The organism is Herbaspirillum sp. RV1423 (assembly GCF_000577615.1).
Classification (GTDB): Bacteria; Pseudomonadota; Gammaproteobacteria; order Burkholderiales; family Burkholderiaceae_D; genus Herbaspirillum.
This window is the reverse complement of record NZ_CBXX010000005.1, coordinates 171,415-197,373: the sequence shown is the minus strand read 5'-3', so window position 1 is coordinate 197,373 and position 25,959 is coordinate 171,415. Positions and strand designations below refer to the sequence as shown.

General features: G+C 61.5%; 28 protein-coding genes. 2 read left to right on the top strand and 26 right to left on the bottom strand.

Annotated features, from left to right (window positions below):
- Window positions 1-9 precede the first annotated feature (9 nt).
- The 14 genes from RV1423_RS07440 to dctP all read right to left on the bottom strand — a co-directional run bounded on the left by RV1423_RS07440 (window position 10) and on the right by dctP (window position 13,995).
- Complete coding sequence (locus RV1423_RS07440; protein WP_034294944.1) at window positions 10-612, bottom strand: NTP transferase domain-containing protein; 603 nt, start codon at window positions 610-612, stop codon at window positions 10-12.
- Between the two features lie 42 nt (window positions 613-654).
- Window positions 655-2,757, bottom strand: coding sequence for an EAL domain-containing protein (locus RV1423_RS07435; protein WP_034294943.1), 2,103 nt, complete (start codon window positions 2,755-2,757; stop codon window positions 655-657).
- A gap of 61 nt (window positions 2,758-2,818) precedes the next feature.
- Window positions 2,819-3,265, bottom strand: coding sequence for a response regulator (locus RV1423_RS07430; RefSeq protein WP_034294941.1), 447 nt, complete (start codon window positions 3,263-3,265; stop codon window positions 2,819-2,821).
- Window positions 3,252-4,613 (bottom strand): ATP-binding protein, encoded by a 1,362-nt coding sequence (locus tag RV1423_RS07425; protein ID WP_034294938.1) that lies wholly within the window; start codon window positions 4,611-4,613, stop codon window positions 3,252-3,254. The genes RV1423_RS07430 and RV1423_RS07425 overlap by 14 nt, the downstream gene beginning before the upstream one ends.
- A 320-nt stretch (window positions 4,614-4,933) precedes the next feature.
- Window positions 4,934-5,869, bottom strand: a complete 936-nt coding sequence (locus RV1423_RS07420; protein WP_034294936.1) for an ACP S-malonyltransferase — start codon at window positions 5,867-5,869, stop codon at window positions 4,934-4,936.
- On the bottom strand, window positions 5,866-6,768 hold the full coding sequence (mdcB, locus tag RV1423_RS07415; protein WP_231502107.1) for a triphosphoribosyl-dephospho-CoA synthase MdcB: 903 nt from the start codon (window positions 6,766-6,768) through the stop codon (window positions 5,866-5,868). The genes RV1423_RS07420 and mdcB overlap by 4 nt, the downstream gene beginning before the upstream one ends.
- A 23-nt stretch (window positions 6,769-6,791) precedes the next feature.
- The gene (mdcG, locus tag RV1423_RS07410) at window positions 6,792-7,487 is read right to left on the bottom strand and encodes a malonate decarboxylase holo-[acyl-carrier-protein] synthase (RefSeq protein ID WP_034294934.1); all 696 of its coding nucleotides are present in this window, start codon (window positions 7,485-7,487) and stop codon (window positions 6,792-6,794) included.
- On the bottom strand, window positions 7,471-8,187 hold the full coding sequence (mdcE, locus tag RV1423_RS07405; protein ID WP_034294933.1) for a biotin-independent malonate decarboxylase subunit gamma: 717 nt from the start codon (window positions 8,185-8,187) through the stop codon (window positions 7,471-7,473). Before mdcE ends, mdcG begins: the two co-directional genes overlap by 17 nt.
- Window positions 8,184-9,098 (bottom strand): biotin-independent malonate decarboxylase subunit beta, encoded by a 915-nt coding sequence (locus RV1423_RS07400; RefSeq protein WP_034294930.1) that lies wholly within the window; start codon window positions 9,096-9,098, stop codon window positions 8,184-8,186. The genes mdcE and RV1423_RS07400 overlap by 4 nt, the downstream gene beginning before the upstream one ends.
- A complete protein-coding gene (gene mdcC / locus RV1423_RS07395) occupies window positions 9,095-9,406 on the bottom strand; it encodes a malonate decarboxylase acyl carrier protein (protein WP_034294927.1) in 312 nt (103 codons plus the stop codon). The genes RV1423_RS07400 and mdcC overlap by 4 nt, the downstream gene beginning before the upstream one ends.
- A gap of 1 nt (window position 9,407) precedes the next feature.
- Entirely contained in the window at window positions 9,408-11,075 is a 1,668-nt protein-coding gene (gene mdcA / locus RV1423_RS07390) for a malonate decarboxylase subunit alpha (protein ID WP_034294924.1), read from the bottom strand.
- Window positions 11,076-12,425, bottom strand: coding sequence for a TRAP transporter large permease (locus tag RV1423_RS07385; RefSeq protein WP_034294921.1), 1,350 nt, complete (start codon window positions 12,423-12,425; stop codon window positions 11,076-11,078).
- Complete coding sequence (locus tag RV1423_RS07380; RefSeq protein ID WP_034294919.1) at window positions 12,422-12,976, bottom strand: TRAP transporter small permease; 555 nt, start codon at window positions 12,974-12,976, stop codon at window positions 12,422-12,424. Before RV1423_RS07380 ends, RV1423_RS07385 begins: the two co-directional genes overlap by 4 nt.
- Window positions 12,973-13,995, bottom strand: a complete 1,023-nt coding sequence (gene dctP, locus RV1423_RS07375; protein WP_034294917.1) for a TRAP transporter substrate-binding protein DctP — start codon at window positions 13,993-13,995, stop codon at window positions 12,973-12,975. Before dctP ends, RV1423_RS07380 begins: the two co-directional genes overlap by 4 nt.
- Window positions 13,996-14,243: 248 nt before the next feature.
- Between dctP and RV1423_RS07370 the strand changes: the two genes are divergently transcribed.
- Complete coding sequence (locus RV1423_RS07370; RefSeq protein WP_034294915.1) at window positions 14,244-14,948, top strand: GntR family transcriptional regulator; 705 nt, start codon at window positions 14,244-14,246, stop codon at window positions 14,946-14,948.
- Window positions 14,949-14,969: 21 nt separating this feature from the next.
- Here the strand turns inward: RV1423_RS07370 and RV1423_RS07365 are convergent, their stop codons facing one another.
- Window positions 14,970-15,854, bottom strand: coding sequence for a LysR family transcriptional regulator (locus RV1423_RS07365; RefSeq protein ID WP_034294912.1), 885 nt, complete (start codon window positions 15,852-15,854; stop codon window positions 14,970-14,972).
- Between the two features lie 129 nt (window positions 15,855-15,983).
- On the opposite strand from RV1423_RS07365, the gene argC reads away from it, so the two are divergent.
- Window positions 15,984-16,913, top strand: a complete 930-nt coding sequence (gene argC, locus RV1423_RS07360) for an N-acetyl-gamma-glutamyl-phosphate reductase (protein ID WP_034294910.1) — start codon at window positions 15,984-15,986, stop codon at window positions 16,911-16,913.
- A gap of 2 nt (window positions 16,914-16,915) precedes the next feature.
- Here argC and RV1423_RS07355 read toward each other — a convergent pair whose 3' ends face one another.
- The 11 genes from RV1423_RS07355 to RV1423_RS07305 form a co-directional block, all read right to left on the bottom strand.
- Window positions 16,916-17,812: a pseudouridine synthase gene (locus RV1423_RS07355; protein ID WP_034294908.1), complete on the bottom strand. Its 897-nt coding sequence runs from the start codon at window positions 17,810-17,812 to the stop codon at window positions 16,916-16,918.
- Complete coding sequence (locus RV1423_RS07350) at window positions 17,809-19,134, bottom strand: type II toxin-antitoxin system HipA family toxin (protein ID WP_034294907.1); 1,326 nt, start codon at window positions 19,132-19,134, stop codon at window positions 17,809-17,811. The genes RV1423_RS07355 and RV1423_RS07350 overlap by 4 nt, the downstream gene beginning before the upstream one ends.
- Window positions 19,131-19,421, bottom strand: coding sequence for a helix-turn-helix domain-containing protein (locus RV1423_RS07345; protein ID WP_034294905.1), 291 nt, complete (start codon window positions 19,419-19,421; stop codon window positions 19,131-19,133). Before RV1423_RS07345 ends, RV1423_RS07350 begins: the two co-directional genes overlap by 4 nt.
- 190 nt (window positions 19,422-19,611) lie before the next feature.
- A complete protein-coding gene (locus tag RV1423_RS07340; RefSeq protein ID WP_034295201.1) occupies window positions 19,612-19,797 on the bottom strand; it encodes a YjfB family protein in 186 nt (61 codons plus the stop codon).
- A gap of 209 nt (window positions 19,798-20,006) precedes the next feature.
- Window positions 20,007-20,189, bottom strand: a complete 183-nt coding sequence (locus RV1423_RS07335) for a hypothetical protein (RefSeq protein WP_034294903.1) — start codon at window positions 20,187-20,189, stop codon at window positions 20,007-20,009.
- Window positions 20,190-20,329: 140 nt separating this feature from the next.
- Window positions 20,330-21,136, bottom strand: coding sequence for an anti-sigma factor (locus RV1423_RS07330; RefSeq protein ID WP_034294901.1), 807 nt, complete (start codon window positions 21,134-21,136; stop codon window positions 20,330-20,332).
- The gene (locus RV1423_RS07325) at window positions 21,133-21,633 is read right to left on the bottom strand and encodes an RNA polymerase sigma factor (protein WP_034294899.1); all 501 of its coding nucleotides are present in this window, start codon (window positions 21,631-21,633) and stop codon (window positions 21,133-21,135) included. The genes RV1423_RS07330 and RV1423_RS07325 overlap by 4 nt, the downstream gene beginning before the upstream one ends.
- A 28-nt stretch (window positions 21,634-21,661) precedes the next feature.
- On the bottom strand, window positions 21,662-22,006 hold the full coding sequence (locus RV1423_RS07320; protein WP_034294895.1) for a lipoprotein: 345 nt from the start codon (window positions 22,004-22,006) through the stop codon (window positions 21,662-21,664).
- Between the two features lie 133 nt (window positions 22,007-22,139).
- Window positions 22,140-24,524: a bifunctional diguanylate cyclase/phosphodiesterase gene (locus tag RV1423_RS07315; protein ID WP_034294893.1), complete on the bottom strand. Its 2,385-nt coding sequence runs from the start codon at window positions 24,522-24,524 to the stop codon at window positions 22,140-22,142.
- 40 nt (window positions 24,525-24,564) lie between these two features.
- Window positions 24,565-25,173 (bottom strand): methylamine utilization protein, encoded by a 609-nt coding sequence (locus RV1423_RS07310; protein ID WP_034294890.1) that lies wholly within the window; start codon window positions 25,171-25,173, stop codon window positions 24,565-24,567.
- 144 nt (window positions 25,174-25,317) lie between these two features.
- On the bottom strand, window positions 25,318-25,935 hold the full coding sequence (locus RV1423_RS07305) for a TetR/AcrR family transcriptional regulator (RefSeq protein WP_051516545.1): 618 nt from the start codon (window positions 25,933-25,935) through the stop codon (window positions 25,318-25,320).
- Window positions 25,936-25,959: the final 24 nt, after the last annotated feature.

The window sequence follows — 25,959 nt, the reverse complement described above, 5'->3', positions numbered from 1 at the left end:
GGCGTGATTTCAGCGCGCGGCGAGGTCGGCGCGCGTGTCGATATCCCGGTGGATGCCGGGATCGTTGACGGGAACTTCGTTGACCGGAAAATCCTGCAGCAATCCGCGTGCGCCGCGATCGCCGCTCAGGCCTAGCAATCCTTCCAGATGGCTTCGGCCGAACCCGACCGGATTGCCGCGCTTTCCCTCACAAGTCGGCACGGCGATATGCACACCGTCTTTCAATGCCGCCAGCAAACCGGCGTGCGTTGACGGCTGCACATAAGGCATGTCGCACAGTGCAATGATCCAGCCCGCAGCTTCCTGCGCGTGCCGGATCCCGCACATCAGCGATGCGCTCATGCCGGCGGCGGCATCGGCGCATTCCACCACATCGCAACCTGCCGCCGCCAGGCATCGCGCGACTTCGCTGTCGATGGCGTTGACCACTGCCAGCACCGGCAAAACTTGCAGCATACTGCGCGCGGCGGCGACCGCGACGATCTCTCCGCTATCGGGCAAACGCGCCAGCAACTTATTGCCGGTGCCGGCGGGATCGAAGCGCGTGCCTCTGCCGGCCGCCAGCAGCAGGCCGCGGAATGGCGTTTGGACGAAAGATGTTGTGGCAGTCATGGAAGCAGATTATCCACCAAAACATCTTTCGCGCGCTGCGGTTCAGCGGATCTTTCCATGCTGCTGCAAGAATCTGGTGCAGTCCTCCACGGCCAGCGGCTTGCTGAAGTAATATCCCTGCACCTTGTCGCAGCCGTTCTCTTTCATGATGTCGAACTGCCCCAGCTCTTCCACGCCTTCGGCCAGCACTTCCAGATGCAGGCTGCGCGCCAGCGCGATGACCGCTCGCGAGATCGCCAGGTCGTCGGCGTCGCTGGTGACGTCGCGCACGAAGGAGCGATCGATCTTCAACTGATCCACCGGAAAGCGCTTCAGGTAATTGAGATTGGAATAGCCGGTGCCGAAATCGTCGATCGACAGTCGCAGCCCCATGGCCTTGAGGAGCCGCATGACCTCGATGCTTTTTTCGGGCGATTCCATCGACGCGCTTTCGGTCAATTCGAGCTCCAGGCAGTGCGAATCCAGGCCGCTTTCATCCAGTGCATTACGCACCATGCTCTCGAGGTTTTTTTGCGCGAACTGCTTGGCAGACAGATTGACCGCCATCGTCAGGCCATGCGCCCCCATGTCGTGCCAGCGCTTGCCCTGCGCGCAAGCCGTGCGCAGCACCCATTCGCCGATCGGCACGATCAACCCGGTTTCTTCCGCCAGAGGGATGAATTCCATCGGCGAAATCATGCCCTTTTCCGGATGCTGCCAGCGCAACAGCGCTTCGACGCCGACGATCTCGCCGCTTTGCAGCGACACCTGCGGCTGGTAATGCAGCAGCAGTTCCTTCTTTTGCACCGCCTGACGCAATTGCGAGGCCATTTGCAAGCGATGGCTGACCTGGCTGTTGAGCGCCGGCGTATAAAACTGGAAACGCTCCAGCACATTGTCCATGGCTCGATGCATGGCCACTTCAGCGGCTTGCAGCAAGGCGTCGCCGTTGTCGCCGTCGTTCGGATAGATGGTGACGCCGATGTTGGACTCCAGATAGACGCCCTCGTGCTCGTCGACGTGGTAAGGCTGGTCCAATACGTCGATGACTTCCTGCACCGCCATGGCGATCTGGTCCTGGTCCGGCACATGCAGCACCATGGCGAAGCTGGTGTCGCCGAAGCGCGCCAGCGTGGCGTCGTGCTGCATCAGTCCGGTCAGCCTGCGACCGGACTCGACCAGTACGAGTTCGCTCAGTTGCAGGCCGAGGCTTTCGCGCACGGCGATGGCGCCGCGTATGCCGATCAGTACCACGGCAAGCAAGCCGGGCCGATGTTCGCGCTCCACGCGCGTGATGCCTTGCTCAAGCCGGTCGCGCAACAGGCTGCGATTGGGCAGGCCGGTCAACACATCGTAGTTGCTCAGGCGATGCACGCGATCTTCCGCCTGGCGCCATTGGGTGATGTCGATGCCGCTGCAAATGAAATTGAGCGCCGCGCCGTTGTCTTCCTGCAGGGAAGTCGTCAACCATAATATCTCGCGCCGTTCGCCGCCGGCGGTCAGCCAGCGGCTCTGGTATTGCAAAGGCTGGGCCTGCAAATGCCAGTGCAGGAAATGCGTGTGCACCTGTTCGATTTCTTCCGGCGGAAAGAAAACATCCCAAAAATGCCTGCCCTGCACGTCCGACAGCGCATAACCGGTCGTTCGTTCCGCTGCCTGGTTGAAGCGCACGATGCAGCCGTCCTTGTCCAGCATCAGCCCCAACGCGCCGGTGGTGTCGAAGATGGCTGACAGCAGATTGCGCTCGGCCTGCAAGGCCTGTTCCATCTTGTTGCGGATCTGCTTCTGATGCGCTTCCTGCAAGGCCCGCTCCACTGCCGACGGCAGGCGCGCGAGGTTGGATTTGAGCACATAGTCATAGGCGCCCTGCTTGAGCGCCTTGATCGCGCGCTCTTCGCCCATGGTGCCGGAAACGAACAGGAAAGGCGTGTTCGGCGTCATCTGCTGGACGATCTGCAGCGCCGACATGCCATCGAAGCCGGGCAAGGAAAAATCGCCGAGAATGATATCGGGCTGATAGCTGCTCAAGGCGTCGACGAACGTATCCTCGGTGTCGACCTGCTTCACTTCGCAGGCAATGCCGGCGCGCACCAGTTCATAACGCGATAGTTCGACATCCGCGGGATCATCCTCCACCATCAGGACTTTCAGAACGCTTCTTCTCATCCCCTTGCCCCGTTTGTTGCTGCTGTCGCTGTTGCTGTTGCTGCTGCCGTTGCCGCCCGCTTCAAGATGCCGGCACCTTGTTGACGAGCATCCAGTAGAAACCGGCCTTTTCGACCTCTTCCTGAAAGCTCTCAAAATTGACCGGTTTGACGATGTAACTGTTGACGCCGAGCTGGTAGCACTCGGCGAGGTCCTGGCCTTCCGCCGACGATGTCAGCATGACCACCGGTATCGATCTGGTGACGGGATCCGCCTTGATCCGGCGCAGCACGTCGATGCCGCTGACCTTGGGCAGCTTGATGTCGAGCAGGATCAACCTGGGCAACTCGCCCTTGGGACGTCCGGCATAAATGCCGGTACAAAAAATGAAATCGAGCGCGTCGGCGCCATCCTGCACCCACTCGACCTTGTTGGCGAGCTTTTTCTTTTTCAATGCGCGCATCGACAGCTCGGCATCGTAGGGATTGTCCTCCACCAGAAGGATGTCGATCTTTTCAAAATTGTTCATGCGCCGGCTCCCTTGTTGTTGGCAACGTGAAGTGGAACGCAGCGCCTTCACCGACCGTGCCTTCAGCCCAGACGCGACCGCCGTGGCGGCTCACGATGCGATATACGATGGCCAGTCCGACGCCCGTGCCTTCAAACTCGCTGATGCGATGCAGGCGCTGGAAAACGCCGAACAGCTTGTCGTAATAGCGCATGTCGAACCCGGCGCCATTGTCGCGCACCGTATAAGTCAGCTCGCCGTCTTTGGCTGCGCCGCTGATATCGATATGCGGCTGCTCGCGCTTTGCGCTGAACTTGAGCGCATTGGACAGCAGATTGGACCAGACCTGCTTGATCAGCACGAGATCGCCTGTCGCCGCGGGCAACTCACCCATCGTCAGCGTCGCCCCGTTCATCGCCATCTTGTCCGTGGCCGCATTGTCGGCTTCATTGAAGGCGGCCTTCGCCAGCGCGCCCATATCGATATGGCCATAGTTGAGTTCTTTCCTGCCGAGACGCGAAAACTCCAGCAACTCATCGATCAACCGTCCCATGTTGCGGGTGTTGTCGCGGATGACCTGAAGCTTGCGCCTTCCCTCATCATCGAGCTGGGCCGCGATATCTTCTTCCAGCATGCGCGCGAAGCCATCGACGGCGCGCAGGGGGGCGCGCAGATCATGCGAAACCGAATAGCTGAAACTTTCCAGCTCCTTGTTGCTGGATTCCAGTTTCTCAATATTGCTTTTCAGTTCCCGCGTCAGTTCCCGGTTGGCGTCTTCCAGCTTGTTGCGCGCCAGCAGTTCCAGTTTCAATGCGCGGTTCAACGCATGCAGGTGTTTGGTGCTGGCGTTGATGTCGTCCGCCAGCGCCGGCAATTCCAGTTCTTCCGCGCTGGTCTGTGCCTGTAGCTGGTCGTGCAGGCGACCCAGCTCCTGCCGGTCCTTTTTCAGTTGCACATACGAAGTGATGTCCTCGGCGCGGTGCATGATGTAGCGGACGTTGCCGTCATCGCCGAAAACGGGGAAATTGGACGGGCTCCAGTAACGCTCCTCGAAGCCCTTGCCGTCCGGCCTCGGTACGTCGTACTTCTGCATCGCCATGGCGTCGGGGGTCTTGTTCGCCAGCACACGCTCCAGCGAACGGCGCAAATTGGCGACGCCGTCCGCTGCCGGATCGTCTGGGTTGTCGGGGAATACGTCAAACAGATGGCGGCCGACGATCTGCTCTCGTATGGTCAGGGTCGCCTGTACGTAGGCATCGCTGGCGGCAATGATGGTGAGGTCCGGCAACAGAACCAGGAACAGTCCCGGTACCGATTCAAATAACAGTTGAAAATCTGCAATCTCCGTTCCAGAGACTTGTGAAGTCATAGCTTATGCCCGTACGTCGGATCCGTAAGTTGGTCGCGCGCTTTTTTGCTCCCGTCAACAATGTCTCACATGAGCTTCTTCGTTTCTGTTATTTGCGTCGTGAACGCCGGATGTGGACCTACTGTTCCCGGTAGCTATGCTGTTGCGAATTTTTATGATTGTTGCAGATGCTTAATGACGGGTCCAATGTACCCAATTGATAGTTACATTTCAAGCGTACATTCGCGTTTTCACGAGAGATGTGCAAAACTTGACGTTTAGTCAAGTAAGGTCTGCCCGGTAGGTTGGATGAGTAAGAAAAAACCGCCCTTCTCGCGGCCTCAGGCGAGCCTGCTTTGCAGCCACTTTTGCGCTCCGGCCAGACTGCGGAAATCGGAGAGCGAGCGGCATTCGATATGTGGATGACGCTCGCGCAGCATGCGCGACAGGGCCGATCCAGGTCCCAGTTCGAGCGCCATGCCAATGCCGCGTTCGGCGCAGGCATCCATGCATGACGACCAGCGTATGGCATGCGTGAGCTGTTGCGCGAGTGCGCTTCGCGCTGCCTCCTTGTCATGGATTTCCTGCCCTGAAATACCAGCAAGCACCGCGACGGCGGGGTCGTTGAATGATGCCGCATGCAGCGCTTCGGCAAACGGCGCCAGCGCCGTTTCCATCAAGGGCGTATGCGAAGCGATACCTACCGGCAACATGCCGGTTCTGGCGCCGGCAGCCTCGAACTGCCGCTGCGCGGCCAGCAAGGTTTCGCTGCGGCCGCCCGCGATCAGCGTGTCGAATCCGGTTTCGATCGCCATGAAGGCGCCATGCCGCCGCAGCACTTCCTGCGCCTCGTCAGTCCGCATACCGCCGACCGACATCAGGCCCTGTTGTTGCGGCGCATGCGCCAGACAGGCATCCATATAGCCGGCGCGTGCAATCGCAAGATCGAGGACATCCGTCGGCGCAAGCGCGTCGGCGACGCCATAGGCGGTCAGTTCGCCGATGCTGTAACCGGCAACCAGCGCCGGCGCCGGGAGCGCCTCACGCAACGCTTCCCATGCAGCCAATCCCGCAGCCGCCACCAGCGCCTGCGCATGACGATTGGCGAACAGTAGGCGGTCGTCTTGCAAGACAGCGTCGAGCGGATGGCCGAGCCGCCGGTCCAACGCGTAACGCTGCAATATCGCATTGCCGCGCGCATCGTTGCGCAGCAGGTCGAACATGGCGGGATGCTGTCCGCCCTGGCCGGGACAAAGAACGGCAAAGCGCTGGTTCATGCTTTGGCGTCGCCGCGGCAAACGGCATGTATCAGGCAAGCCGCCGCCAGCAAATCGGCGGCGCCGCCCGGCGACAGGCGATGACGGACGAATGCGCGGTGGGATGCTTCGGCGCGCGCCAACCAGGCGATGTCGGCGGTGCCGCCGCAAGCCTGGAAAGCGCGGCTGTGTTCCTGCACGATCGCGGCGCCGGCGCTGCCGCCGCGATGATAGACATTGGTGTCGCTGATATGCGCCATCAGCGCAAACAAGGCATCCACCTTCGCGCATTGCCAGTCGCGCCCGGCGGCGATCGTCGCCTGCAATTGCGGCAAGGCGATTTCAAAGACCGACGGAAAGCCCAGCGCGCCCTCTTCGCGCGCGCCGCCGACGGCATGGCTGGCGGCGACGCGCAAACCGTTGCTGCCGGTCTCGCCGGCACCTGTCGCGCCGGTGTGCGCCGTGAGCGCATCACCCCAGCGAATCAGCAAGGTCGCGCGTATCGCCTGCGGCGACAGCGGCATGTCCTGGCCACGGCAACAGGCCATCGCAGCGCACAGCATGCCGAGGCAAAAAATGGCGCCGCGATGCGTATTGACGCCATCGGTGGCCTGCAGCATGCGCTGCTCCGCCTTGATGCCGAGGCATTTGAGTTCGGTGAAGGAAGCGCCTGCCATGCCGGCTTCGGCGATGGCGGCGAAATAATGCCGAAGCGAAAACAGGCTGCGCATGAAAGTCGACGCATCCATGTCGTCATGGCTGCCGTTATCGACCAGCGATACCAGACCCGGCTTGGGATATAGCGTCAGTTCCTGATGCAGGCTGCGCACGGCCGCGCGTGCAAGATAGCGGCAAAATGCCTGCTGCTGCCGGAGCCGGCGGCGCCGTTCGGTGTAATGCACCGCCGCCGGCAACAGCATGGCCGGCATGCAGTCTGCGTGGGTCAGGTCGGACACGCGTTCGCCTCCAGCGCGGCAAGCAGATCGCCGACGCGCAACAATGCCACGTCGCTGCTGCGTTTGGCCAGGACGCGGTTGTTGTCCACGCCGGCAACACTATCGCTCGCCTGTACCCACTCTTTCCATGACACGGCGGCGCCGTCGGGAAACTCCACTTCGCCGTCGAGCGGCAACTTCGCCGCATAGGACGTGAGCAACCGCATCCCTCGCGACAACTGATCGGCGTTGTCTGGGCAAAACAGGACATCGATATCCGACGCCAGCCGCAGGTAAGGCTGGCCGGTGATCGCCTGCAAGGCGAGCGATCCGTACACGCGCAGCGACAAGCCTTGCGCGGCGGCAGCATCGTGCAAATCGCACAAGGCCGTTCGCCACGGCAAGGCTGCATGCATGACGACTTCAGGAATAGCCAGCGGGGGGCGCATCTCACGCACGCCAGCCAAGCCGACGCACAAAGGCACGCGCAGCTTGACGCCGTCCCGGTCGGGCGGCAATGCGATGCCGAGGCAGATGTCGCCCGCCGCGCAATCCGCGTCGTTGCGACGAATCACTGCCGGCCAGTCGTTCTGTTGCCAGCGCCGCACGGCGACGCAATGCGGCTCGGCGGCGCGCCCAAGCGCCTCGCGCCAGCCGTCCGCGTTCAGCCAGACCAGGCCATGCCGTTTATAGAGGCTGGACATCGCTGCCGCTGACGATGGCGTCGACCACGCGCTGCGACCAGTTGCGGCCGCCGCGTTGCAGGCCGAGGGCGGCGCGCTGGTCCTTGTTGTCTGCCTTAGCCAGCGCCTGTTTCAATTGTTCGGCCACGTCGCCGTTCCAGATGTCGGCGACGCCGCCCATGCGGCGGTAGTTTTCCGGACCGGGCGCAAACACCGGGTTGCTCCCGGCCAGCTCGACCAGACGTTCTTCCGGCACCTTGGTGATGCGCGCCATGGCGGGCAAGCCCATTACGCGGATGGTGGCGTTCGGCAAGGCGTAGGAGGCGTCGGCCATGAGTCCGCTGGTGATGAAGCCGCCCGACAGCGCCTGATCGTAGACCAGTCCGATGATCTTGTGGCCTTCGCGGCGCGCCAGGTCGATGCATTTGCCGAGATGCGCCATGTAGCTGTTGATGCCCAGCATCTCGTCGCGATGGCGCAGGCGCTGGCCTTGCGTGTCGACCAGAATGACGATGGGGCGGCCCGGATGTTCGCGCACGGTCTGCAGGATGGCCTGCGCCTGCGCCAAGGCGATCTCGATGCCGATCGGCGTGTGGCCGGTGGTGCCGACCACGGCGACGATGTCGCCGTCGACCTGCGCGGTGCCGGAGAGGAAGTCCGCCTTCTCGGTGATGCTGTGACCTTGCGGAAACAAATCGTCCGCCAGTGTTTGCCAGTTCATGGTGTTCCCTTCACGCGATGGCTTGCGACCAGATCGACGAAAGGTCCGGCCTCCAGCATCGGGATATCCTTTGCGTTGCCGACGCCCAGGCGCTCCCAGATCTCCTGCGGATCGCCGGCGTCGCCGAAGCGCGCAATGCGTTGTTCGAGCATGGCCTGTTCGGCTTCCAGCGCTTGCAGCGTCAGCGCGGTCGGATTACCTTTGAATCCTTGCAAGGTCTGCGACGCCGCAGCACGGAAGGCCGCGGTGTCGTCGGCGACTATGCCCTGGCAATCGCCCAGCAGATAGCGATGCTTGCCGCCGGTGGTGCGCCATACCAGCGCACGGTCGCGCGAGTCGAATTCCTCGACGCCGTTGGCGGTCTCGATGACTTCCGGCCCGGACATCGCCAGGCGGCCTTCTTCCGACATGATGATGGCGTTGGCGCAGCGCGCAACGATGCCCATGCCGCCGAAACAGCCGTTGGAGCCGCCCACCAGCACAATGACCGGAATGCCGGCGGCGCGCGTGTCGAGCACGGCGCGCATCACTTCCGACACGGCGATCAGGCCGGCATTGGCTTCATGCAGGCGCACGCCGCCGGTTTCGAGCAGCAGGATGACGCCTTCGGCCTTTTCCTGCACGGCGCGCTTGAGCAAACCGACCAGCTTGGCGCCGTGCACCTCGCCGACCGCGCCGCCCATGAAACCGCCCTCTTGCGCCGCCGCAAATACCTTGGCGCCATTGAGGCTGGCGCGGCCGACCACGACGCCGTCGTCGAACGACACCGGCGCGTCGAGTTGCCCCAGATGCGGACTGACGATGCGTTTGGCCGGCGGCAGGAATTCTTCAAAACTGCCGGCGTCGAACACTTGCGCGATGCGTTCGCGGGCATTGGCTTCGAGGTAACTGGAACTCCGGGTTGATGTCATGCGGCCTCCACCATCGATTCCACCGCCTGATCCAGGCGCAGGCTGACCACGGCCGGGGTGGCGCCCATGTCGTTGATCGAGATGCGCGTGTCGGCCAGTTGCCAGCGCTTGTGGAAGTCGCCGATGACGGCTTCCCAGATCGCACCGAAGCCGCGTGCGGCGGTCTTGATCTCGACGCTGCAGGCGCCCTGCAAATCGGCCGGTTCGATCAGCACTTCAAGGTTGCCCGAGCTGACCACGCCGACCAGTTCCGCTTTGGCGGACAGCTTGCGGGTGCCGTTTTCAAAACGATAATTCAAGGTTTCCATATCACCAGTTCCTGAAACGTTTGGGCGGGTTGTACAGGCCGCCGGAAGCGCGCACCAGATCCTTCATGTTCTTGGCCGCCAGCAGGTCGCGCGTGGCGAGGCGCTTGTCGATGCCCATGTCTTCGGCGCGGCGGATGATGCCGCGGTCGCGCAGATTTTCCACCATGCGTTTGTCGCGCGCCAGGCCGACCGGCGTGTAGCCGGCGACGCCGCGAATCGCCTGTTCACGCTCTTCGTCGGTGCGGCACAGCAGCAGGTTGGCGATGCCTTCTTCGGTCAGGATATGGGTAACGTCGTCGCCGTAGATCATGACCGGCGGAATCGGCATCCTGGCCTGTTCGGCCAGTTGCCAGGCGTCGAGCCGCTCGACGAAGGCCGGCTGCATGTGTTCGCGGAAGGTTTCCACCGTCTGCACCACCAGCTTCTGGCCGCGCGGAATGGTGTTCTTGCCGACCCTTGCCTGCTGGCCGGCCTTGAGCCAGGCCGGACTGGCGTGACGGCGGCCGCGCGCGTCGGCGCCCATGTTGGGTGCGCCGCCGAAACCGGCGATGCGTCCCAATGTCGCGGTCGACGAATTGCCCTGCAGGTCGATCTGCAAGGTCGAACCGATGAACATGTCGCAGGCGTAATGGCCTGCGGTCTGCGAAAAGGCCCGGTTGCTGCGCATGGAGCCGTCCGGGCCGACGAAGAAGACGTCGGGACGCGCGCGGATATAGTCCTCCATGCCCAGTTCCGAACCGAAGGAATGGATCGACTCGACGAAGCCGGCTTCGATGGCGGGGATCAATGCGGGATGCGGATTGAGCGCCCAATGCTTGCAGATCTTGCCGCGCAGGCCGAGCGATTCGGCATAGGTCGGCAGGATCAGCTCGATGGCGGCGGTGTCGAAGCCGATGCCGTGATTCAGGCGCTGCACGCCGTATTCGGCATAGATGCCCTTGATGGCCATCATCGCCATGAGCACCTGGATTTCCGAGATCTGCGCGGGGTCGCGCGTGAACAGCGGTTCGATGTAATGCGGCGTCGGCGCCTTGGTCACGAAGCTGACCCAGTCAGACGGAATGTCGATGCGCGGCAACACATCGACGATTTCATTGACCTGGGCGATGACGATGCCGCTGCTGAAGGCGGTGGCTTCGACAATCGCCGGCGTGTCTTCGGTGTTGGGGCCGGTATACAGATTGCCGTAGCGATCCGCCGCCTGCGCCGCCACCAGGGCGACACGCGGCGTCAGGTCGACGAAATAGCGGCCGAACAATTCCAGATAGGTATGAATGGCGCCAATGTTGAGCTTCCCGGCCGAGGCCAGCTTGGCCAGCCGCCCCGCCTGCGGACCGGAGAAAGAAAAATCCAGTTTGGAGGCAATGCCTTTGTCGAACACATCCAGATGCTCCGGCAAGGCCAGCACCGAGAACAGCATGTGCAGGTCATGCACGCGCGCCGGGTCGAGTCCGGCCAGCGCCTTCGACAGGAAGTCGGCCTGCTTCTGGTTGTTGCCTTCGAGGCAAACGCGATCGCCCGATTCGATGACGGCGTACAGCAAATCGGCAATGCGCGCCGACGGCAACAGCTTGCCTTCGAGCGAATTGCCCAGCACGCCGCTTGCGCGCGCCAGGCGTTCATTGCGATTGGTTTGCCGACGATTCCAGACGTGGCCGGTGGCAGACATCTACTTCACTCCCATGATGATATTAGGCAAGCCGGTGGCAATACCCGGAAAAATACACAACAAGATCACGGCCAGGAACATCAGCGCCAGGAACGGAATGGTTCCCTTGATGACTTCCGACAGGGCAATGTCGGGAGCGATGTTCTTGATCACGAATAAATTCAATCCGACAGGCGGATGGATCAGGCCCATTTCCATGACCACGGTCATGACGATGCCGAACCAGATCAGGTCAAACCCGGCTTCCCGCAACGGCGGCAGGATGATCGGCGCCGTCATCAGGATAATCGATACCGGCGGCAGGAAGAAGCCGAGCACGATCACCATCAGCAGGATCACCGCCAGCAGCAGCCATTTCGACAGGTGCATGTCGACCACCCACTGCGCCGCCGACTGGCTGATGTGCAGGTAGCTCATCACATAGGAATACAGCAGCGACATGCCGATGATCAGCAGCAGCATGCCGGACTCCTTGATGGTCGAATTGAGGAAAGGCACCAGCTCGCGCGGCTTGTAGATGCGATAGACGACGGCGATCAGCACGATGGCCAGCAAGGCGCCCAGGCCGGCGGTTTCCGACGGCGTGGCGAAACCGCCGTACAGCGCCACCATCACGCCGATCAGCAGGATCAGGAAAGGCAGCACGCGCGGCAGCATTTCCACCTTTTGCGCCAGCGTGAAATGCTCGTCGTCGAGATAAGCCGACTTGGCGCCGCCGCCGATGTAGATCGCATGCGCTATCTTGTATTCCTTGCGCGCACGATACACGGCATAGCCGGCAAACAGGACCACCAACAGCAAGCCGGGGCCGATGCCCGCGAGGAACAAACGCCCCAGCGATTGCTCGGCCGCCACCGCATACAGGATCATGGTGATCGACGGCGGCAGCAGGATGCCCAGCGTGCCGCCCGCGGCGATGATGCCCGCCGCAAACCCTGGCGAATAACCGCGCCGGCGCATTTCCGGAATGCCGGCCGAGCCGATAGCCGAGCACGTCGCCGGCGACGAACCCGCCATCGCGGCGAACAGGGCGCAGGCGAACACATTGGCGATGCCGAGGCCGCCGGGTACGCGATTCAACCAGGCGTGGATGGCCGAGTACAAGTCCTTGCCGGCGGGCGACTTGCCGATGGCCGCGCCTTTCAGGATGAACAGCGGAATCGACAGCAAGGTGATGGAAGCGATTTCTTCATAGACGTTTTGCGTCACGGTATCGAGCGATGACGCCGGCATGAAAAAATACATGAAGGATGTCGCCACCACGCCGAGCGCAAATGCGATCGGCATGCCGGAGCACATCACGACAATGGTGACTATCCCATACAGGGAACCAAGGACCAACGGCGTCATGCGGCCTCCTTCGTACCTGTGATGCGGGTCAGCACCTGCACCAGCAATTGCAGCGTCAGCATGCTCATGCCCAATGCCATCATGGAATACGGAATCCACAGCGGCGGCGCGAACGTCGACGACGTGGTTTGTCCATCAACCCAGGCTTCGTGGAACAGCGTCCACGATTTCCACGCAAAGAACAGGCAAAACACGAAGGACGCCAGATCGACAATGAACATGCGCACCTTGTTGGCCGTCGGCGAGAGGAAGCCGGCCAGCGCTTCGATGCCGATATGGCCGCGCAGCGACTGGACGTAAGCCGAACACAGGAAAATCACGCCCACCAGCATGAACACCGATGCTTCGTCCTGCCAGTCGGTCGGATGATGCAGGAAATACCGCACCACCACCGAATACGTCAGGATGATGGACGTCGTCATTAGCGCAATCATCGACAGGAACACCGCGAGCTTGTTGAATTTTTCAAGCACATGGTGCAGTACGGCGAGCACAGCGTTGTCCGGCACCGCCGGCCTGGCCTGCGGCTGCATCTCGAAGCCGTGGCTCATAGGAGTTTCTCCGCCAGTTTGAGCAGGTTGGCGCAGTTGGCGTTGCGGGCGGCGAAATCCTTCCAGGCGGTGGCGCGGGCTATGTCCTGCCATTTCTTGACGGTGGCAGCGTCGAGATCGACCACCTTGGCGCCTGCTTTCTGATAGACCGCGGCGACGGCGACATCGTCGGTCTGCGCGGCCTTGAGCGCGAACTGCTCCATCTCGGCGCCGACGGCCATGACGGCGGCTTGCTGGTCCTTGCTCAGGCGCTCGAACACGGTCTTGGAAATCATCAGCGGTTCGAACATGTACCAGTAAGCCTTGTCGCGGCCGGTAGTCAGCGCCTTGGCCACTTCTTCCAGGCGGAAGGACATGAAGGAAGTCGACGACGTCATCGCCGCATCCATCGCGCCGGTCTGCATGGCGGCGTAGATTTCATTGGACGGCAGCGTCACGACGGCGGCGCCGGCTTCTTTCAGGATCAGATCCATCTCGCGCGAACCGCCGCGCACTTTCATGCCTTTGGCGTCGGCCGGATCGACAATGGCTTTGCCGCGCGAAGCGACGCCGCCGGCTTGCCAGATCCAACTGACGATGAGGATGCCCTTCTCCGCCAGGATGCGCGCCAGTTCCTTGCCGACTTCGGCGTTCTTCCAGGCCGAGCCTTGCTGGTACGAGGTGACGAGGCCGGGCATCAGGCCGATGTTGGTTTCAGGGACTTCGCCGCCGGCATAGTTGAGCGGCACCAGCGACAGGTCGAGCGCGCCTTTGCGCATGGCCGAGAATTGTGCGTTGGTTTTCATCAGGGAGGAGCCGGGATAGATCTCAAACTTGAGGCTACCCTTGGTGCGCTTGGTCACTTCTTCCGCAAACATGCGCGTCAGGCGATCGCGGAAATCGCCTTCATTGATGGTGCCGCCGGGAAACTGATGGGAAATCTTCAGCGATGTGGTTTGCGCCCAGGCCGACGTACCGACCGTCCACAACGGCGCTGTGGCCAGCGCTCCGATGATGCTTCTGCGGGTTTGCGAAGTCATGTTGCTCCTCCTTGAGTGAAAGAAATATTGTTTTCTACTTTTGTGCTGGCTTGCTGCTGACTGATCGCCAACTATTCTTGCCGTTTCCACCGCTTTTTCTATTCGTGTCCGGCGGCTTGGTCTCTGCACTTGCTTATTGTTTTTGCTTTTTTATGTATCTTTCTTGTATACACGTTCTTACAAAACAAATACATTGTCAAGCATCAAAGATGATTTAGAATTGGTCTATTGCATACTTGACATCAATCATGGATACCCACAAGAAGCGTTCCGAGACACTGCGCGAATCGATTGAAGAACTGATCGCCATCGGCAAGCTGACGCCCGGCCAGCATCTGGACGAAACCGTATTGGCCGAGGAATTCGGCGTATCGCGCACGCCGATCCGCGAAGCGCTGATCCAGTTGGCGTCGATGGGCATCATCGTGATGCGGCCGCGACGCGGCGCCATCGTGGCCGAGATCGGCCCGCAGCAATTGATCGAGATGTTTGAAGTGATGGCGGAGCTGGAAGCGATGTGCGGCCGGCTGGCGGCGCGACGCATGTCGGCGGACGAACACGCCTCGCTGATGGCGGCGCACCAGGCGTGCAAAGAGGCGTGCGACGCCGTCGACCCGGATACGTATTTCTACAAGAACGAAGACTTCCACGGCCGGATTTACGCTGGCAGCCACAATGCCTTCCTGGAAGAACAGGCGCGCGTCCTGCAACGCCGCCTGCGCCCGTATCGCCGCCTGCAGCTACGCGTGCGCGACCGCCTGAAGCGGTCCTACGATGAGCACGAAGGCGTGGTCAACGCCATCATCGCCGGCGACAGTGAACGTACATGCGAGCTGCTGCGCCAGCACGTCATGATCCAGGGACAACGCTTCGCCGATCTGGTGGCGTCGCTGCATCAGTTGAAGATTGCGCCGAACAACGAGAAGCAAACGCTCAGCGATGCGTTGGCCTGATGTGCGAGGAAAGACTTTTCCTTAATCCAGACTGAAACGCCCTAGTACCTCCAGCACGTGCTGCGTCGGCCGCTCGATATTTTCCGCGCGGTGTGCGATGCCCAACTGCCGCCACAATGCCGGCTGCAAAGGACGCATTTGTATGCGCGCATCCGGCGGCGGCGCGCCCTCCTCGTGCGGCAGCAGCGTCGCCCCGTATCCCGCCGCCACCAGGCTCTTGATCGCATCGTTGTAATTGAGCTGGATACGCGGCACAGGACGTTGTCCGCCGGCGGCGAACCATTCCAGCGTCAGATGCGAAAGCCGCGTGCCGGAATCGTTCAGGATCAAGGGCTGCGCCGCCAGCCATTCCGGTGCGATGCGCCTCGGACTGCGCCAGTTGGCCGGCAAGAACGCCATCACCGGATCGCGCCGCCACGGCCGCACCACCAGGCGCGCCATCGGCGATTGCGGCAAGGCGACCAATCCCACGTCCAGCGTGCCCTCGCTCAAGCGCGACAATGTGTCTTGCGAAGTCAGCACCTCGACCTGCACGTCGATGCCCGGATGATCCCGCCCCAGCACTTCCAGCGCCTGCGGCAGCAGGTGCGCAATCGCACCGGTCGAGGCCCCCAGCCGCACGCGGCCGGCCAGCCCCTGGACTTGCCGCTGTACGTCTTCCAGCGCCTGTTCGGCGTCGGCCAACAGCCGGCGCGCACGCGCTATCAATGTCTCGCCGATGCTCGTCGGCCGTATCTGTCCGCGCTTACGCGACAGCAATGCCGCGCCGATGCGCTCCTCCAGGTCGGCGATATGCAGGCTGATGGTAGGTGGCGCCAGATGCAGGACGCGCGCGGCCTCGGCGAAGGAGCCGTGGTCGGCGATCGCCACCAGTGTCCGCAAGCGATCCAGATTGATTTCCCGCATGGCACCCTCATTGATCAGAAAAACTGAATGTTATCGTTATTAAATTCAACTTTTCCTATTCTACCAATGAGCGGAAGATAGGCGCTCGGTTACTTTTTCCTTTGAACACTCATCGCAAGGAATGCAATTATGGCTTCTCCTCTTGTTTTCATCGACGGCGACCAGGGCACCACCGGTTTGCACATCCACGAGCGGCTACGCGAACGCAACGACCTGCAACTGCTCACGCTGCCGGCCGCCGAACGCAAAGATCCGCGCCGTCGGGCGGAGGCGATCAACGCCAGCGACATCGCGATCCTCTGCCTGCCGGACGCCGCCGCGCGCGAAGCCGTGGCCGCCATCGAGAATCCCGCCGTGCGTGTGATCGACGCCAGTTCGGCGCATCGCACCGCGCCGGGCTGGGTCTACGGTTTTCCCGAAATGGATGCGGAACAGCCGCAACGCATCGCCGCCGCACACCGGGTGACCAATCCCGGCTGCTACCCGACCGGCGCAATCGGCTTGCTGCGCCCCTTGGTGCAGGCCGGTTTGCTGCCGCGCGATTATCCGATCGCCATGCACGCGGTATCCGGCTATTCCGGCGGCGGCCGGCCGGCGGTGGAACAATACGAGGGACCGTCCGCGGCGCAAGCGCCGGCCTTCCAGGTTTATGGAACGGCACTGGCGCACAAGCATCCGCCCGAGATGCAACGCTATGCCGGCCTGGACCATCGGCCGGTTTTCGTGCCGGCTTACGGCGCCTTCCGCCAGGGCATTGTGCTGACGGTGCCGCTGGAATTGCGTTTGCTCGCGCCCGGCACGGACGGCAAACAATTGCATGCATGCCTGGCCCGGCACTATGCGGGAACGGCGCATGTGCAGGTGATTGCGCTGGAAGACACGCAGGCATTGACGCATCTGAACCCGCAAGAATTGAACGGCACCAACGACATGCGCCTGGGTGTCTTCATCAACGAAGAACACGGCCATGTGCTGCTGTCGGCGGTGTTCGACAATCTGGGCAAGGGAGCGTCCGGCGCAGCGTTGCAGAACCTGGAGCTGATGCTGGCGCCTACCTGAAACTACAGCTTCCTGAGACTTTCAAAGTAGCGCACGTCGCCGCTCAGCGGATCGGTAAAGGCGATCGAGCGCGCCAGCAATTTCAACGGCGCGTCGTAGTTGTCCGAGACCCCAGCCGGCGCCGCTTGCGGATAGAACATGTCGTTGACGATGGGAACGCCGAGCGCCGCCATGTGGACGCGCAACTGGTGCTTCCTGCCCGTCACCGGATTGAGCCGGTACAAACCCAGCTCGCCGCGCCGCTCGATCAGGTCGATGTGGGTTTCAGAATTGGGCGTGCCCGGTTCTTCCCGCATCAGGAAGAACTTGTCCGAGTCGACCATGCGGCTGCGGTGGGTGAAAGGAAAATCGCGCCCCTCCAGCATGCCGGCCAGCGCTTCATAGGTTTTGTCCATGGCGCGCTGCTGGAACATCGACTGATAAGCGCCGCGGCTGGCCGGATTGTGCGAAAAGATGATCACGCCGGCTGTCTCGCGGTCGAGCCGGTGGATCGGCGTCAGGTCGGCCATGCCGGTTTTTTTCTTGAGGCGCACCAGCAGGCTCTCGTGCAGGAACCGGCCGGTTGGGATCACCGGCACGAAATGCGGTTTGTCGACCACCAGCAGGTGTGCGTCCTGATGCAGGATTTCCTCTTGAAACGGGATGACTTCTTCGCTGCCCTCGAGGTCGCGGTAATAGAAAATGCAATCGCCGCGCCGGTAAGGCGAATCCGGCGCAATCGCCACCCCCTCCTTGTTGACCACTTCGCCGCGCGCCATGCGTTGCCGCCAGGCGTCTTCCGATACCGCCGGAAAACGCGCGCACAAAAAATCCAGCATGCCATTCCACTGCCCCTGCGGCAGCCACAGGTAGCTGGGCGCGACGCCGTCCCTGAGCGGCAAAGGCGCTTGGAGTTTCATGCCTTGCCGCCGACTTTGCGCGCGGCGCGGCGCTGCCAGGCGATAACGCTGGGATTGGTGTCCAGATGCGCCTTGATGCGGTCGCGCTGGGTATCGTTCAAGGGCAAGGTGAGCAACAATGCCGGCCAGCTCAGCATGGCCCGCTCGACGGTATCGACCAGCACCATTTGCAGCTTCGGCTCAGGGATGCGCCAGATATTGGCCAGTTCGCGCAGCACCGCCGGCGTCAGCAACTGCCGCGCCTTTTCTCCGGGAGCAAACGCCAATGCATGGCCGTGCCCGGCGAGATAAGCCGAATACGCCACGATATCGTAAGCAGGCGACAACTCCGCCGCCTGCGGCGTGCGATACAGCATGCTGAAGTTTTTCAGGTGGGCGTCGAAATTGCCGAGCAGTTCATTCACCTTGATCCGGCGCAACAGCTCGAACAAGTCGTCTTCGGCCTTGATGCTGCGCTCCAGCAGCACCACGCCCAGCGCGGCGTACGTGCCGGCATATTTGGCGGCGGCGGGCGTGCCGGTAATCTGGGCGAAGTCTTCCATGTGCAGCCGTCCGGTCGGCGTGCCGGCGTCGCGGTCGAAACGATGGATCAGCAGGAAACTCTCGGCATCGCTGCGCAATCCGAACGGCAAGCGATCGGCAATCGCCGTCAGCGGCGCCAGTTCATGGTCGCAGACCTGCACGCCGGCAGCGCGCGCCAGCGCCAGCGAAGAGAACTCCACTTCCGGCATGTTGGGATAATCGGATGCCGGCAGCTTGCCGATGAAATGCGCGCCTTGTGCATCCTTCGAGCGCATCACGTAGCGGCCGCCCGCCGCGCGCACCAGGCCGACCTTGGGTTGCACGCCCGAGATGGATTCGCCGTCCGGCGTGGGCAACTGGCCGGCGCTCATTTCGTAACTGTCGCGGCCCTGGCCTATCAGGCGGCCCAGATGGCGGTCGTCCAGCGTCTCGGACAAGGCCGATACATCGCCAGGCAAATCCTTGCCGCAATATGCCAGCAGGCCGAACTCGTCGTCCGGCGCCAGCCCTGCGCGCTCGATCAGGTGCTTGCGCAACTGGCCTTCCGGCAGCAGGTTCTGGAAGAACGGCGGCAAGCCTCCTTTGCCGTCGCCGCGATTGGCCTCCAGCGCCGGATTGAGCAATTGCGCCACCGTGCGATCTTCGGTCGAGCCGCGATACAACTGCGACAGCACAGGCCGACCCGGGTCGGTTGCATAGGCGTCGTCAAAACGAAAATAGACGCGACCGTCGTCCAGCGCGAACAGCGAACCGACGTCGGTCACGCCGAGGCGAATCCGCAGGGATCTCAGCATGCTCATGACCCGTTCCTCATCAGTGCGTGCAGGCGTTCGGACAATTCGGTGCGGGCGCCTTCACCCTCGGCCGCGCGTTGCGCCGAGACTTCTTGCGGCACCAGCAACAATTCAAGGCCAAGCTCGGTGCAAATCGACAGCAGCTTGCTAAGCTCGATATTACCCTTGCCGGTTTCCAGCGCCTGCAAGGTGTTGCGATGAATGCCGCTGCGCTCGGCCAGACTGGCCGAACTCAGTTTCTGCGCTTTGCGGACATGGCGGATTTGCGCGCCGAGAGCTTGAAGGGAGTGCATAATAAAGTGTGCCAATGATCTTAAAGACCATTTTATTATGCATTTTTAAAAATACAAGCGATTGACCAATATAATTGCCAAAATTAATAAACGCCTATTTTATTAGGCAAAATATCGCAAGGAGTACAACACGGCATAAAAAAATCGCCCAGAGGGGCGATTTCAAAACACAATGCTGGCAATCAGAACATCAGGCAACGGTATTGACGTTGCGGCCGACGTTCGGATTTGCTGGCTGAGGCAAAGCTTGCAGGATACCGACGGCGGCTGCAGTCTGACTATCAAGGGCTTTTTTCAACATCGCGATGTTGACTGAATCGCTGGTCTGCTGTGACGCAAGCGCCGAAGCGACGGCTGGGATATTTCCTAGGTCCATATTCACTCCTTTGATGGTGTCCTTACTTAACGTCATCGTTTCGTATTTCTTTACGACAATCAAGGAATTTTACAATTCTGTTTTCAGGATTATTACCAATAAAACAATGTGTTAGGTGCCCTCCCTCCCGCAGGAAAAAGCCCGAGGCAAAAAAAATCGCATCACGAAGATGCGATTTCAATGAGAACCCGTGCTGACCGGTTCCCCCCTCAGGCCTTGGTATTGACGATGCGGCCGATATTCGGGTTGGCTGGCAAGGACGGGCTGACAAGACCAACCACGTCATCCACGACGTGACTGGCAACCTTGGTCAAATCCAGAGCGATGCCTTCCACGGCTTTTTTCGCCAGCCAAGCGGTTGCGACACCTGTTGCCAGAGATGCGATCTCCATGATGCCTCCTTGTGACTCAAATGCAACCTCCCGTTAGCGACACAATCTGACACTTCTTTACGAAAATCACATCTCCTTATCCCTGTTTTACACAGGTTAAGATTTTGCCTCATCGGGAGTCTCGCGCTTGCGCCATCCGGTTAGTTGGCGGGTTTGTCCAGTTGCTCGTAGACGGTATTGGCGATGCGCGCCAAGTCGCCCCTCGGGATGCTTCCCGACAAGGCATAGCCGAACTTGCCGTCGATCCAGTAGAACACGTTGACCGTCCCCTCCTGGGCGAAACGGAAACCGGTGTCCTTGTTCTGCACCTGGTCGGTCGACACGTACAAGGTCAGGCGCTGACCGGCGCCGTCGTGATACATGAACTGTGCCACCGGGCCGCTCTGTCCCGGCAGCAGGCGGCCGCCGATCAGTTCATATCCCAGCGGCGCCAGTTTAGGCGCGCGGACGTCGGCGCCGATGCGCTTGGACAACCAGCGCACCAGGACATCTTCCTGATCAGCGCCGATCTCGACCGGACGGCGCGGGTCCGGGGTGTAGACGGCATGCGCCACGGCGGCGCGACGCGCCATCATCAGCGGAGCATCCGCACGCGTCATGGAACCGGCGGCGCTGGCGATCCAGTTCACCGACGACGACTGCGCCGCGCCGTGCAGATACCAGCCGCCGGCGCCGGCAAAGATCGCCACGATGAACATGGCGGCATAACGCCGCAGCAGTTCCCGGCGGCTGCTCGGACGCGCCGAGAGCCGCGCCGGCACTGGCTCGTCGAGGACCGGGTCGAACAGCAGGTGCAAGGCCTGGTTCTGGTGGCGATAGGTGCGCAGGCGCTCGGCCTCTTCCGGATTGCTTTCGAGATAAACGGCGACCTCTTCCAACCGCTCTTCCGGCAGCAAACCGTCGACATAGCCTTGCAGGTCTGCTTCGGTAATCGGCAACGGTTTCATTTGACCACCTTCAACGGCGAATGCTGGGGCCGCCCTTCCACCAAGCCGCGCAACCGTTCCCGTGCACGCGACAAGCGCGACATGACCGTCCCGATCGGGATGCTCAGTGTCGCGGCGACTTCTTCATAGGTCATTTCTTCCAGTACGACCAGCAACAGAATCTCGCGCTGCTCTGCGGCCAGCAGACGCAAAGCGGACTCCAGGTCGTAGCCGGCCAGCCGGTCGGGCGCATGGGCCGGCACCGCCAGCGCGTCCTCGTCGTCCAGCGTCACCGTCGGGATGACCGGCTTGCGGCGTTGGTCGACGTGCAGGTTGTGCATGATGCTGAACAGCCAGGGCCGCATGTCGGTTCCCTTGCGCCAACTCGACATTTTTTGCCAGGCGCGCTCCATCGTGTCCTGCACCAAGTCGTCAGCGCCGGCGCGATCCCCCGCCAACGCCCGCGCATAGCGGCGCAGGCGCGGGATGCAGGCTAACAGGTGACTTTCGTCGGACATGACTTCTATTACGCCGGCTCAGCGGCGATCATTTCTTGACGACGTGCCAGATATTCTTGAAATTGTCGCCGTTGCGGTCGCCCGGGTTCTTGTCGGCGGCATACAGATAGAGCGGCTTGCCGTTGAAGGCAAGTTGCGGACTGCCGTCGTCGCGTTGGATCACCGAGAACGGCGCGCCTGGGGTACCGGTCGGCGCCACGGGCGGCCAGTTGGCTGCGCAGCCGCCGTTGCAGACGCTCTTGCCGGCGGGATCGTTGTCGAAAGTGTAGACGGTCATGCCCTTACTGTTGACCAAAACGTCGTCGGCAAAAGCGGCAGTAGCTACGGAAGACAGGAGGGAAAATGTCAGCAGGGAAAGAGGAAGCAGTTTCATTTCGATATTCCTTTCATGGCTGGGTTGCGCGGTTTGCCTTACCCATGCCTACGTATACGCGATACAGAGGCCTTTATTCCGCCGCCGCCAAAATATTTTTTCCGCCTTTGCCGGACATACCGTCGCGCACCGGTCAGATCGCCATGTTTTCCGACTGGCTCGGCATCTCGGGCGGCTGCCATTGCTCCAGCCATTCGAGGAAACGGTCGCCCGGCATCGGCTTGCTCATGAAATAGCCTTGCGCCTGGTCGCAGCCCATCTGCCGCAGCAGATTCCATACCGCGATGGTCTCCAGTCCTTCGGCGACCACGCGCAAGCCGAGGTTGTGTCCGAGGTCGATGGTCGACTTGACGATCTTGGCGTCGTCGGCGTCGTGCTCCATGTTCATCACGAAGGATTTGTCGATTTTCAGTTCATCCACCGGCAAACGCTTGAGGTAAGCCAGCGAAGAATAGCCGGTGCCGAAATCGTCGATTGCCAATTCGACGCCCATGCCGTGCAGTCGCTCCAGCGTCATCTGGGCGCGCACCGGGTCGTCCATGATCGCGCTCTCGGTGATTTCCAGGCACATCGAGGACGGCGCCAGCTTGTTGCGCGCCAGGATGTCGGCAAAATGCGTCGGTAAATCCTGATCCAGCAAATCACGGGTCGACAGGTTGACGGAAATCTTGATTTCCAGGCCCTTCTCTTGCAGCTCGCGGCACAGGATGGCCGCCTTGCCCAGCATCCAGGATGTCAGCATGCGGATGAAACCGGTGGTCTCGGCAAACGGAATGAAATGATCCGGACCGATGAAGCCCTTTTCCGGGTGCACCCAGCGCACCAGCGCTTCGGCGCCGACCACCCGGCCGGATGCCAGGTCGACCTTGGGCTGGGCATACAGCAGGAACTCATTGCGGTCGAGTGCGCGGCGCAATTCGCTCAACAAGCTGAGGCTTTCCTGGCTGCTCTTGTCGATCGAGGGATCATAGACGGTGAAACCGCTGCCGCGCCGCTTGGCGACGTACATCGCGACCTCGGCATTGCTGAGCAGGGTATCGCTGTCCTCGCCGTTTTCCGGATAGCCGGCAATGCCGATGCCGGCGCCGAGATCGACGGTCTGGTCGTCAATGGAGATCGGCACTTCCAGCAAATTGAGCACACGCTTGGCCTGGCGCACCGCCTCGGTCTGGTCGGTGGCGGGCAGCAGGATGGCATATTCGTCGCCGCCCAGCCGGGCGACCTTGTCGTTTTCGCGCTCCAGTTGCTGCTCCAGCCGGCGGCCGACCTGGCGCAACAGGTTGTCGCCGAAGCTGTGTCCGAGCACGTCGTTGACGTGCTGGAAGCGGTCGAGGTCCATCATCAGGATATGGCACTGGCCGCCGCTGGTTTTGGCGCGTTCGATCGCCGACTTCAACAGCGTGGCGAACTGCACGCGGTTGGGCAGGTCGGTCAGCGAATCCCAATACGCCAGCCGGCGGATTTCCAGTTCGCGGTTGGCGATGCCGGTGCGCATGCTTTCGAACGCGTCGGCCAGCTTGCCGATCTCGTCGCCGCCCTTGATGTCGATCCGGGCGCGATAGTCGCCGGCGCCCAGGCGCTTGGCAGTGTCGGCCAGCGCCCGCAACGGGCGCGTGATGCGGCGCGCGACGAAGGCGCTGGCGAAAATCGCCATGACAACGCCAATCACGCTGATGCTCAGGAGGATCAGTTGCAGGCGCCGGTAAGGCGCCACCGCTTCGCTGATCGATCGCTGCAGCACCGCCACCGCGCTCTGGCCGGCGACGCCCTTGGCCAGCACCAGCAGGCGCGCGCTGTAATCGTTGTCGGCAATCTTCAATTCAGGAATGAAGCTGCTGCTGGCAGGCGATTGCGGTAGCTGCGCCATCAGCATGCCGGATTCTTCCTGCGGCAAGGTCGATACGTCCTGCTGCCACTGTGCGCCGCGCGTGCTCACCAGCACGCTGACCTGTAGCGACGACAAGGCGCGCATGTCGGAGATGAGCTTCTGGTCGACCGGGAAACCCATCACCACCCAACCGATGGCGAGCGGCGCCTTGACCGGCACCGCGACGATCTGGAACAGGTTGTCATCGACGATCACAGTCTCCGATGCGCCGTTGGTATCGGCCGCCCTGGCAACCAGCTCCAGGCTGTTGCGCTGTAAATCGGCGCTGGGATAGGTCTGGGTGGACGCCTTGATCTGCTGATCGGCACCGATGTACATCGACAGCGTCGAACCGATGCGCGCGCCATGGTTTTCCAGCACCGACCGGATGGTTTCGCGATCGTCGGTGCCGATCGCCTCGCGGAAACCGAAATCCGAAGCCAGCAGGCGCGCGCCCTGGGTCAGCTTGTCGGCGTTCTGCTCCAGCAGGCGCAGGAACACGCGCTCGCCGATGACCAGTTCCTCGCGAATCGAAGCGCGCGCGTTTTCATCGATGGCCTTGCGAATGGCCACGAAACCGGCCAGTTGAACCAGCAGGATCAGGACGATGAACAGCGCGACGATGCGGTTTTCCAGACGATGCCAGCGCACTTTGTAGTTGCTCCCCTGTTATACCGTTGCTTGTTGCCGTTTATTCCACCGGAACGGCTTTGACGCTCAGCGTCACGGAAGCAGTCATGTCCGCCCCCTGATAATTCAGCGGCTGCTCCACCGCGGCTTCATTGGGCGCCATCTTGAAATACCAGGCTTTCAGCGCATACTTACCGCCGACCAGACCGTCCAGCCTGACTCGCCCGTCCATGCCGGTCTTGCCGAAGTATGGCGTGTTGACCACCTGCACGTAGGCCACCATCTGATCGTGGATATTACAGCCCAACACCACCGTTCCAGCCTTGTCGAACAGCACGGGACTGGTCGGAACGCCGGAATACAGCTTCAGCTCGAACGTCTTGGCCGGCGAAAATGAGTAAACGTGATGGCGGACCTTGTCATGATTGGGGAAGAGAATAGGCGTACCGACTTGCACCACACTTACCAGCGGAAAAAATCTGATGTCCTTTTGTTCGACCTCGGCCTGCCTGATCGACTTCGGCACAGCCTGGCCGCCGGTCGGTTCGGCATACACCACCGCATTCGGCACCGGTGCGCCGGCCGCGTCCAGCACCTGCACCGTCACGGTCGCGGCGCCGGCGTGGGGAGCTGCCGCGAATGCCGTCAAAATAACAGCCCCTGCCAGCATGCATGGGGCATGCCGGTAAACAAACGATAGACGCATGATTGGTCAGAATCGAAAACGGATCGAAAAATCGGCAAGACAACCTGCCAGCCTGCTTACCCCGAAATTTTATTTTGTACGATTCGGCGAGCGAGGCTCATTATGCAATCAATTCGATCTTTGCGCTGTTAAATAACCAACAACGGCGGGAACAATTTCCGACCTGACACTAGCCGCATTCAGGCCCGGCGGTGCAATCAGCACCACCGCGTTGACCAGCGCCTTGAGCATGCGCTGCACGACGAAGGCCGCCACATCGATGTCGGGCGCGCTGATGCTCTTGCGATGTTTGCTCAGGACGCCTTTGATGGCTTCGAAAAAGCGCTGGCGCACATGATTGGAAACCGGCAAATGGAAGGAGGGAAACTCTTCTTCCAGGATGCGGTTCAACTCCGGCTCGACCAGATGGGCCGCCACCAACGCTTCGATGAGCGCCTCGAAATCGCCCGCCAGGCTGCCGGACGCATCCATCCTGGCCACCACCTCTTCAAACAGTTGCAGCATGCGCGCCACATGGCGTTCGCGCAGCGCAAAAATCAGGGCGTCCTTGTTCGGAAAATACTGGTACAGAGAACCGACGCTGATGCCCGCAGCCTCCGCCACGAGGTTGGTGTTGGTCTTGGCGTAACCGCGCTCGACCAGCACCCTCGCCATGGCGTCGAGGATCGTATCGACCATGGCTTTAGAGCGGGCTTGGCGAGGTTCTTTACGAGGCTGCAATTTCATTTTTTGTTCCAGTTTTGTAACATG

Coding starts and splice junctions, on each gene's coding strand:
- RV1423_RS07440 (WP_034294944.1), bottom strand. CDS start 612: ATGACTGCCACAACATCTTTCGTCCAAACGCCATTCCGCGGCCTGCTG.
- RV1423_RS07435 (WP_034294943.1), bottom strand. CDS start 2,757: ATGAGAAGAAGCGTTCTGAAAGTCCTGATGGTGGAGGATGATCCCGCG.
- RV1423_RS07430 (WP_034294941.1), bottom strand. CDS start 3,265: ATGAACAATTTTGAAAAGATCGACATCCTTCTGGTGGAGGACAATCCC.
- RV1423_RS07425 (WP_034294938.1), bottom strand. CDS start 4,613: ATGACTTCACAAGTCTCTGGAACGGAGATTGCAGATTTTCAACTGTTA.
- RV1423_RS07420 (WP_034294936.1), bottom strand. CDS start 5,869: ATGAACCAGCGCTTTGCCGTTCTTTGTCCCGGCCAGGGCGGACAGCAT.
- mdcB (WP_231502107.1), bottom strand. CDS start 6,768: ATGCTGTTGCCGGCGGCGGTGCATTACACCGAACGGCGCCGCCGGCTC.
- mdcG (WP_034294934.1), bottom strand. CDS start 7,487: ATGTCCAGCCTCTATAAACGGCATGGCCTGGTCTGGCTGAACGCGGAC.
- mdcE (WP_034294933.1), bottom strand. CDS start 8,187: ATGAACTGGCAAACACTGGCGGACGATTTGTTTCCGCAAGGTCACAGC.
- RV1423_RS07400 (WP_034294930.1), bottom strand. CDS start 9,098: ATGACATCAACCCGGAGTTCCAGTTACCTCGAAGCCAATGCCCGCGAA.
- mdcC (WP_034294927.1), bottom strand. CDS start 9,406: ATGGAAACCTTGAATTATCGTTTTGAAAACGGCACCCGCAAGCTGTCC.
- mdcA (WP_034294924.1), bottom strand. CDS start 11,075: ATGTCTGCCACCGGCCACGTCTGGAATCGTCGGCAAACCAATCGCAAT.
- RV1423_RS07385 (WP_034294921.1), bottom strand. CDS start 12,425: ATGACGCCGTTGGTCCTTGGTTCCCTGTATGGGATAGTCACCATTGTC.
- RV1423_RS07380 (WP_034294919.1), bottom strand. CDS start 12,976: ATGAGCCACGGCTTCGAGATGCAGCCGCAGGCCAGGCCGGCGGTGCCG.
- dctP (WP_034294917.1), bottom strand. CDS start 13,995: ATGACTTCGCAAACCCGCAGAAGCATCATCGGAGCGCTGGCCACAGCG.
- RV1423_RS07370 (WP_034294915.1), top strand. CDS start 14,244: ATGGATACCCACAAGAAGCGTTCCGAGACACTGCGCGAATCGATTGAA.
- RV1423_RS07365 (WP_034294912.1), bottom strand. CDS start 15,854: ATGCGGGAAATCAATCTGGATCGCTTGCGGACACTGGTGGCGATCGCC.
- argC (WP_034294910.1), top strand. CDS start 15,984: ATGGCTTCTCCTCTTGTTTTCATCGACGGCGACCAGGGCACCACCGGT.
- RV1423_RS07355 (WP_034294908.1), bottom strand. CDS start 17,812: ATGAAACTCCAAGCGCCTTTGCCGCTCAGGGACGGCGTCGCGCCCAGC.
- RV1423_RS07350 (WP_034294907.1), bottom strand. CDS start 19,134: ATGAGCATGCTGAGATCCCTGCGGATTCGCCTCGGCGTGACCGACGTC.
- RV1423_RS07345 (WP_034294905.1), bottom strand. CDS start 19,421: ATGCACTCCCTTCAAGCTCTCGGCGCGCAAATCCGCCATGTCCGCAAA.
- RV1423_RS07340 (WP_034295201.1), bottom strand. CDS start 19,797: ATGGACCTAGGAAATATCCCAGCCGTCGCTTCGGCGCTTGCGTCACAG.
- RV1423_RS07335 (WP_034294903.1), bottom strand. CDS start 20,189: ATGGAGATCGCATCTCTGGCAACAGGTGTCGCAACCGCTTGGCTGGCG.
- RV1423_RS07330 (WP_034294901.1), bottom strand. CDS start 21,136: ATGAAACCGTTGCCGATTACCGAAGCAGACCTGCAAGGCTATGTCGAC.
- RV1423_RS07325 (WP_034294899.1), bottom strand. CDS start 21,633: ATGTCCGACGAAAGTCACCTGTTAGCCTGCATCCCGCGCCTGCGCCGC.
- RV1423_RS07320 (WP_034294895.1), bottom strand. CDS start 22,006: ATGAAACTGCTTCCTCTTTCCCTGCTGACATTTTCCCTCCTGTCTTCC.
- RV1423_RS07310 (WP_034294890.1), bottom strand. CDS start 25,173: ATGCTGGCAGGGGCTGTTATTTTGACGGCATTCGCGGCAGCTCCCCAC.
- RV1423_RS07305 (WP_051516545.1), bottom strand. CDS start 25,935: ATGAAATTGCAGCCTCGTAAAGAACCTCGCCAAGCCCGCTCTAAAGCC.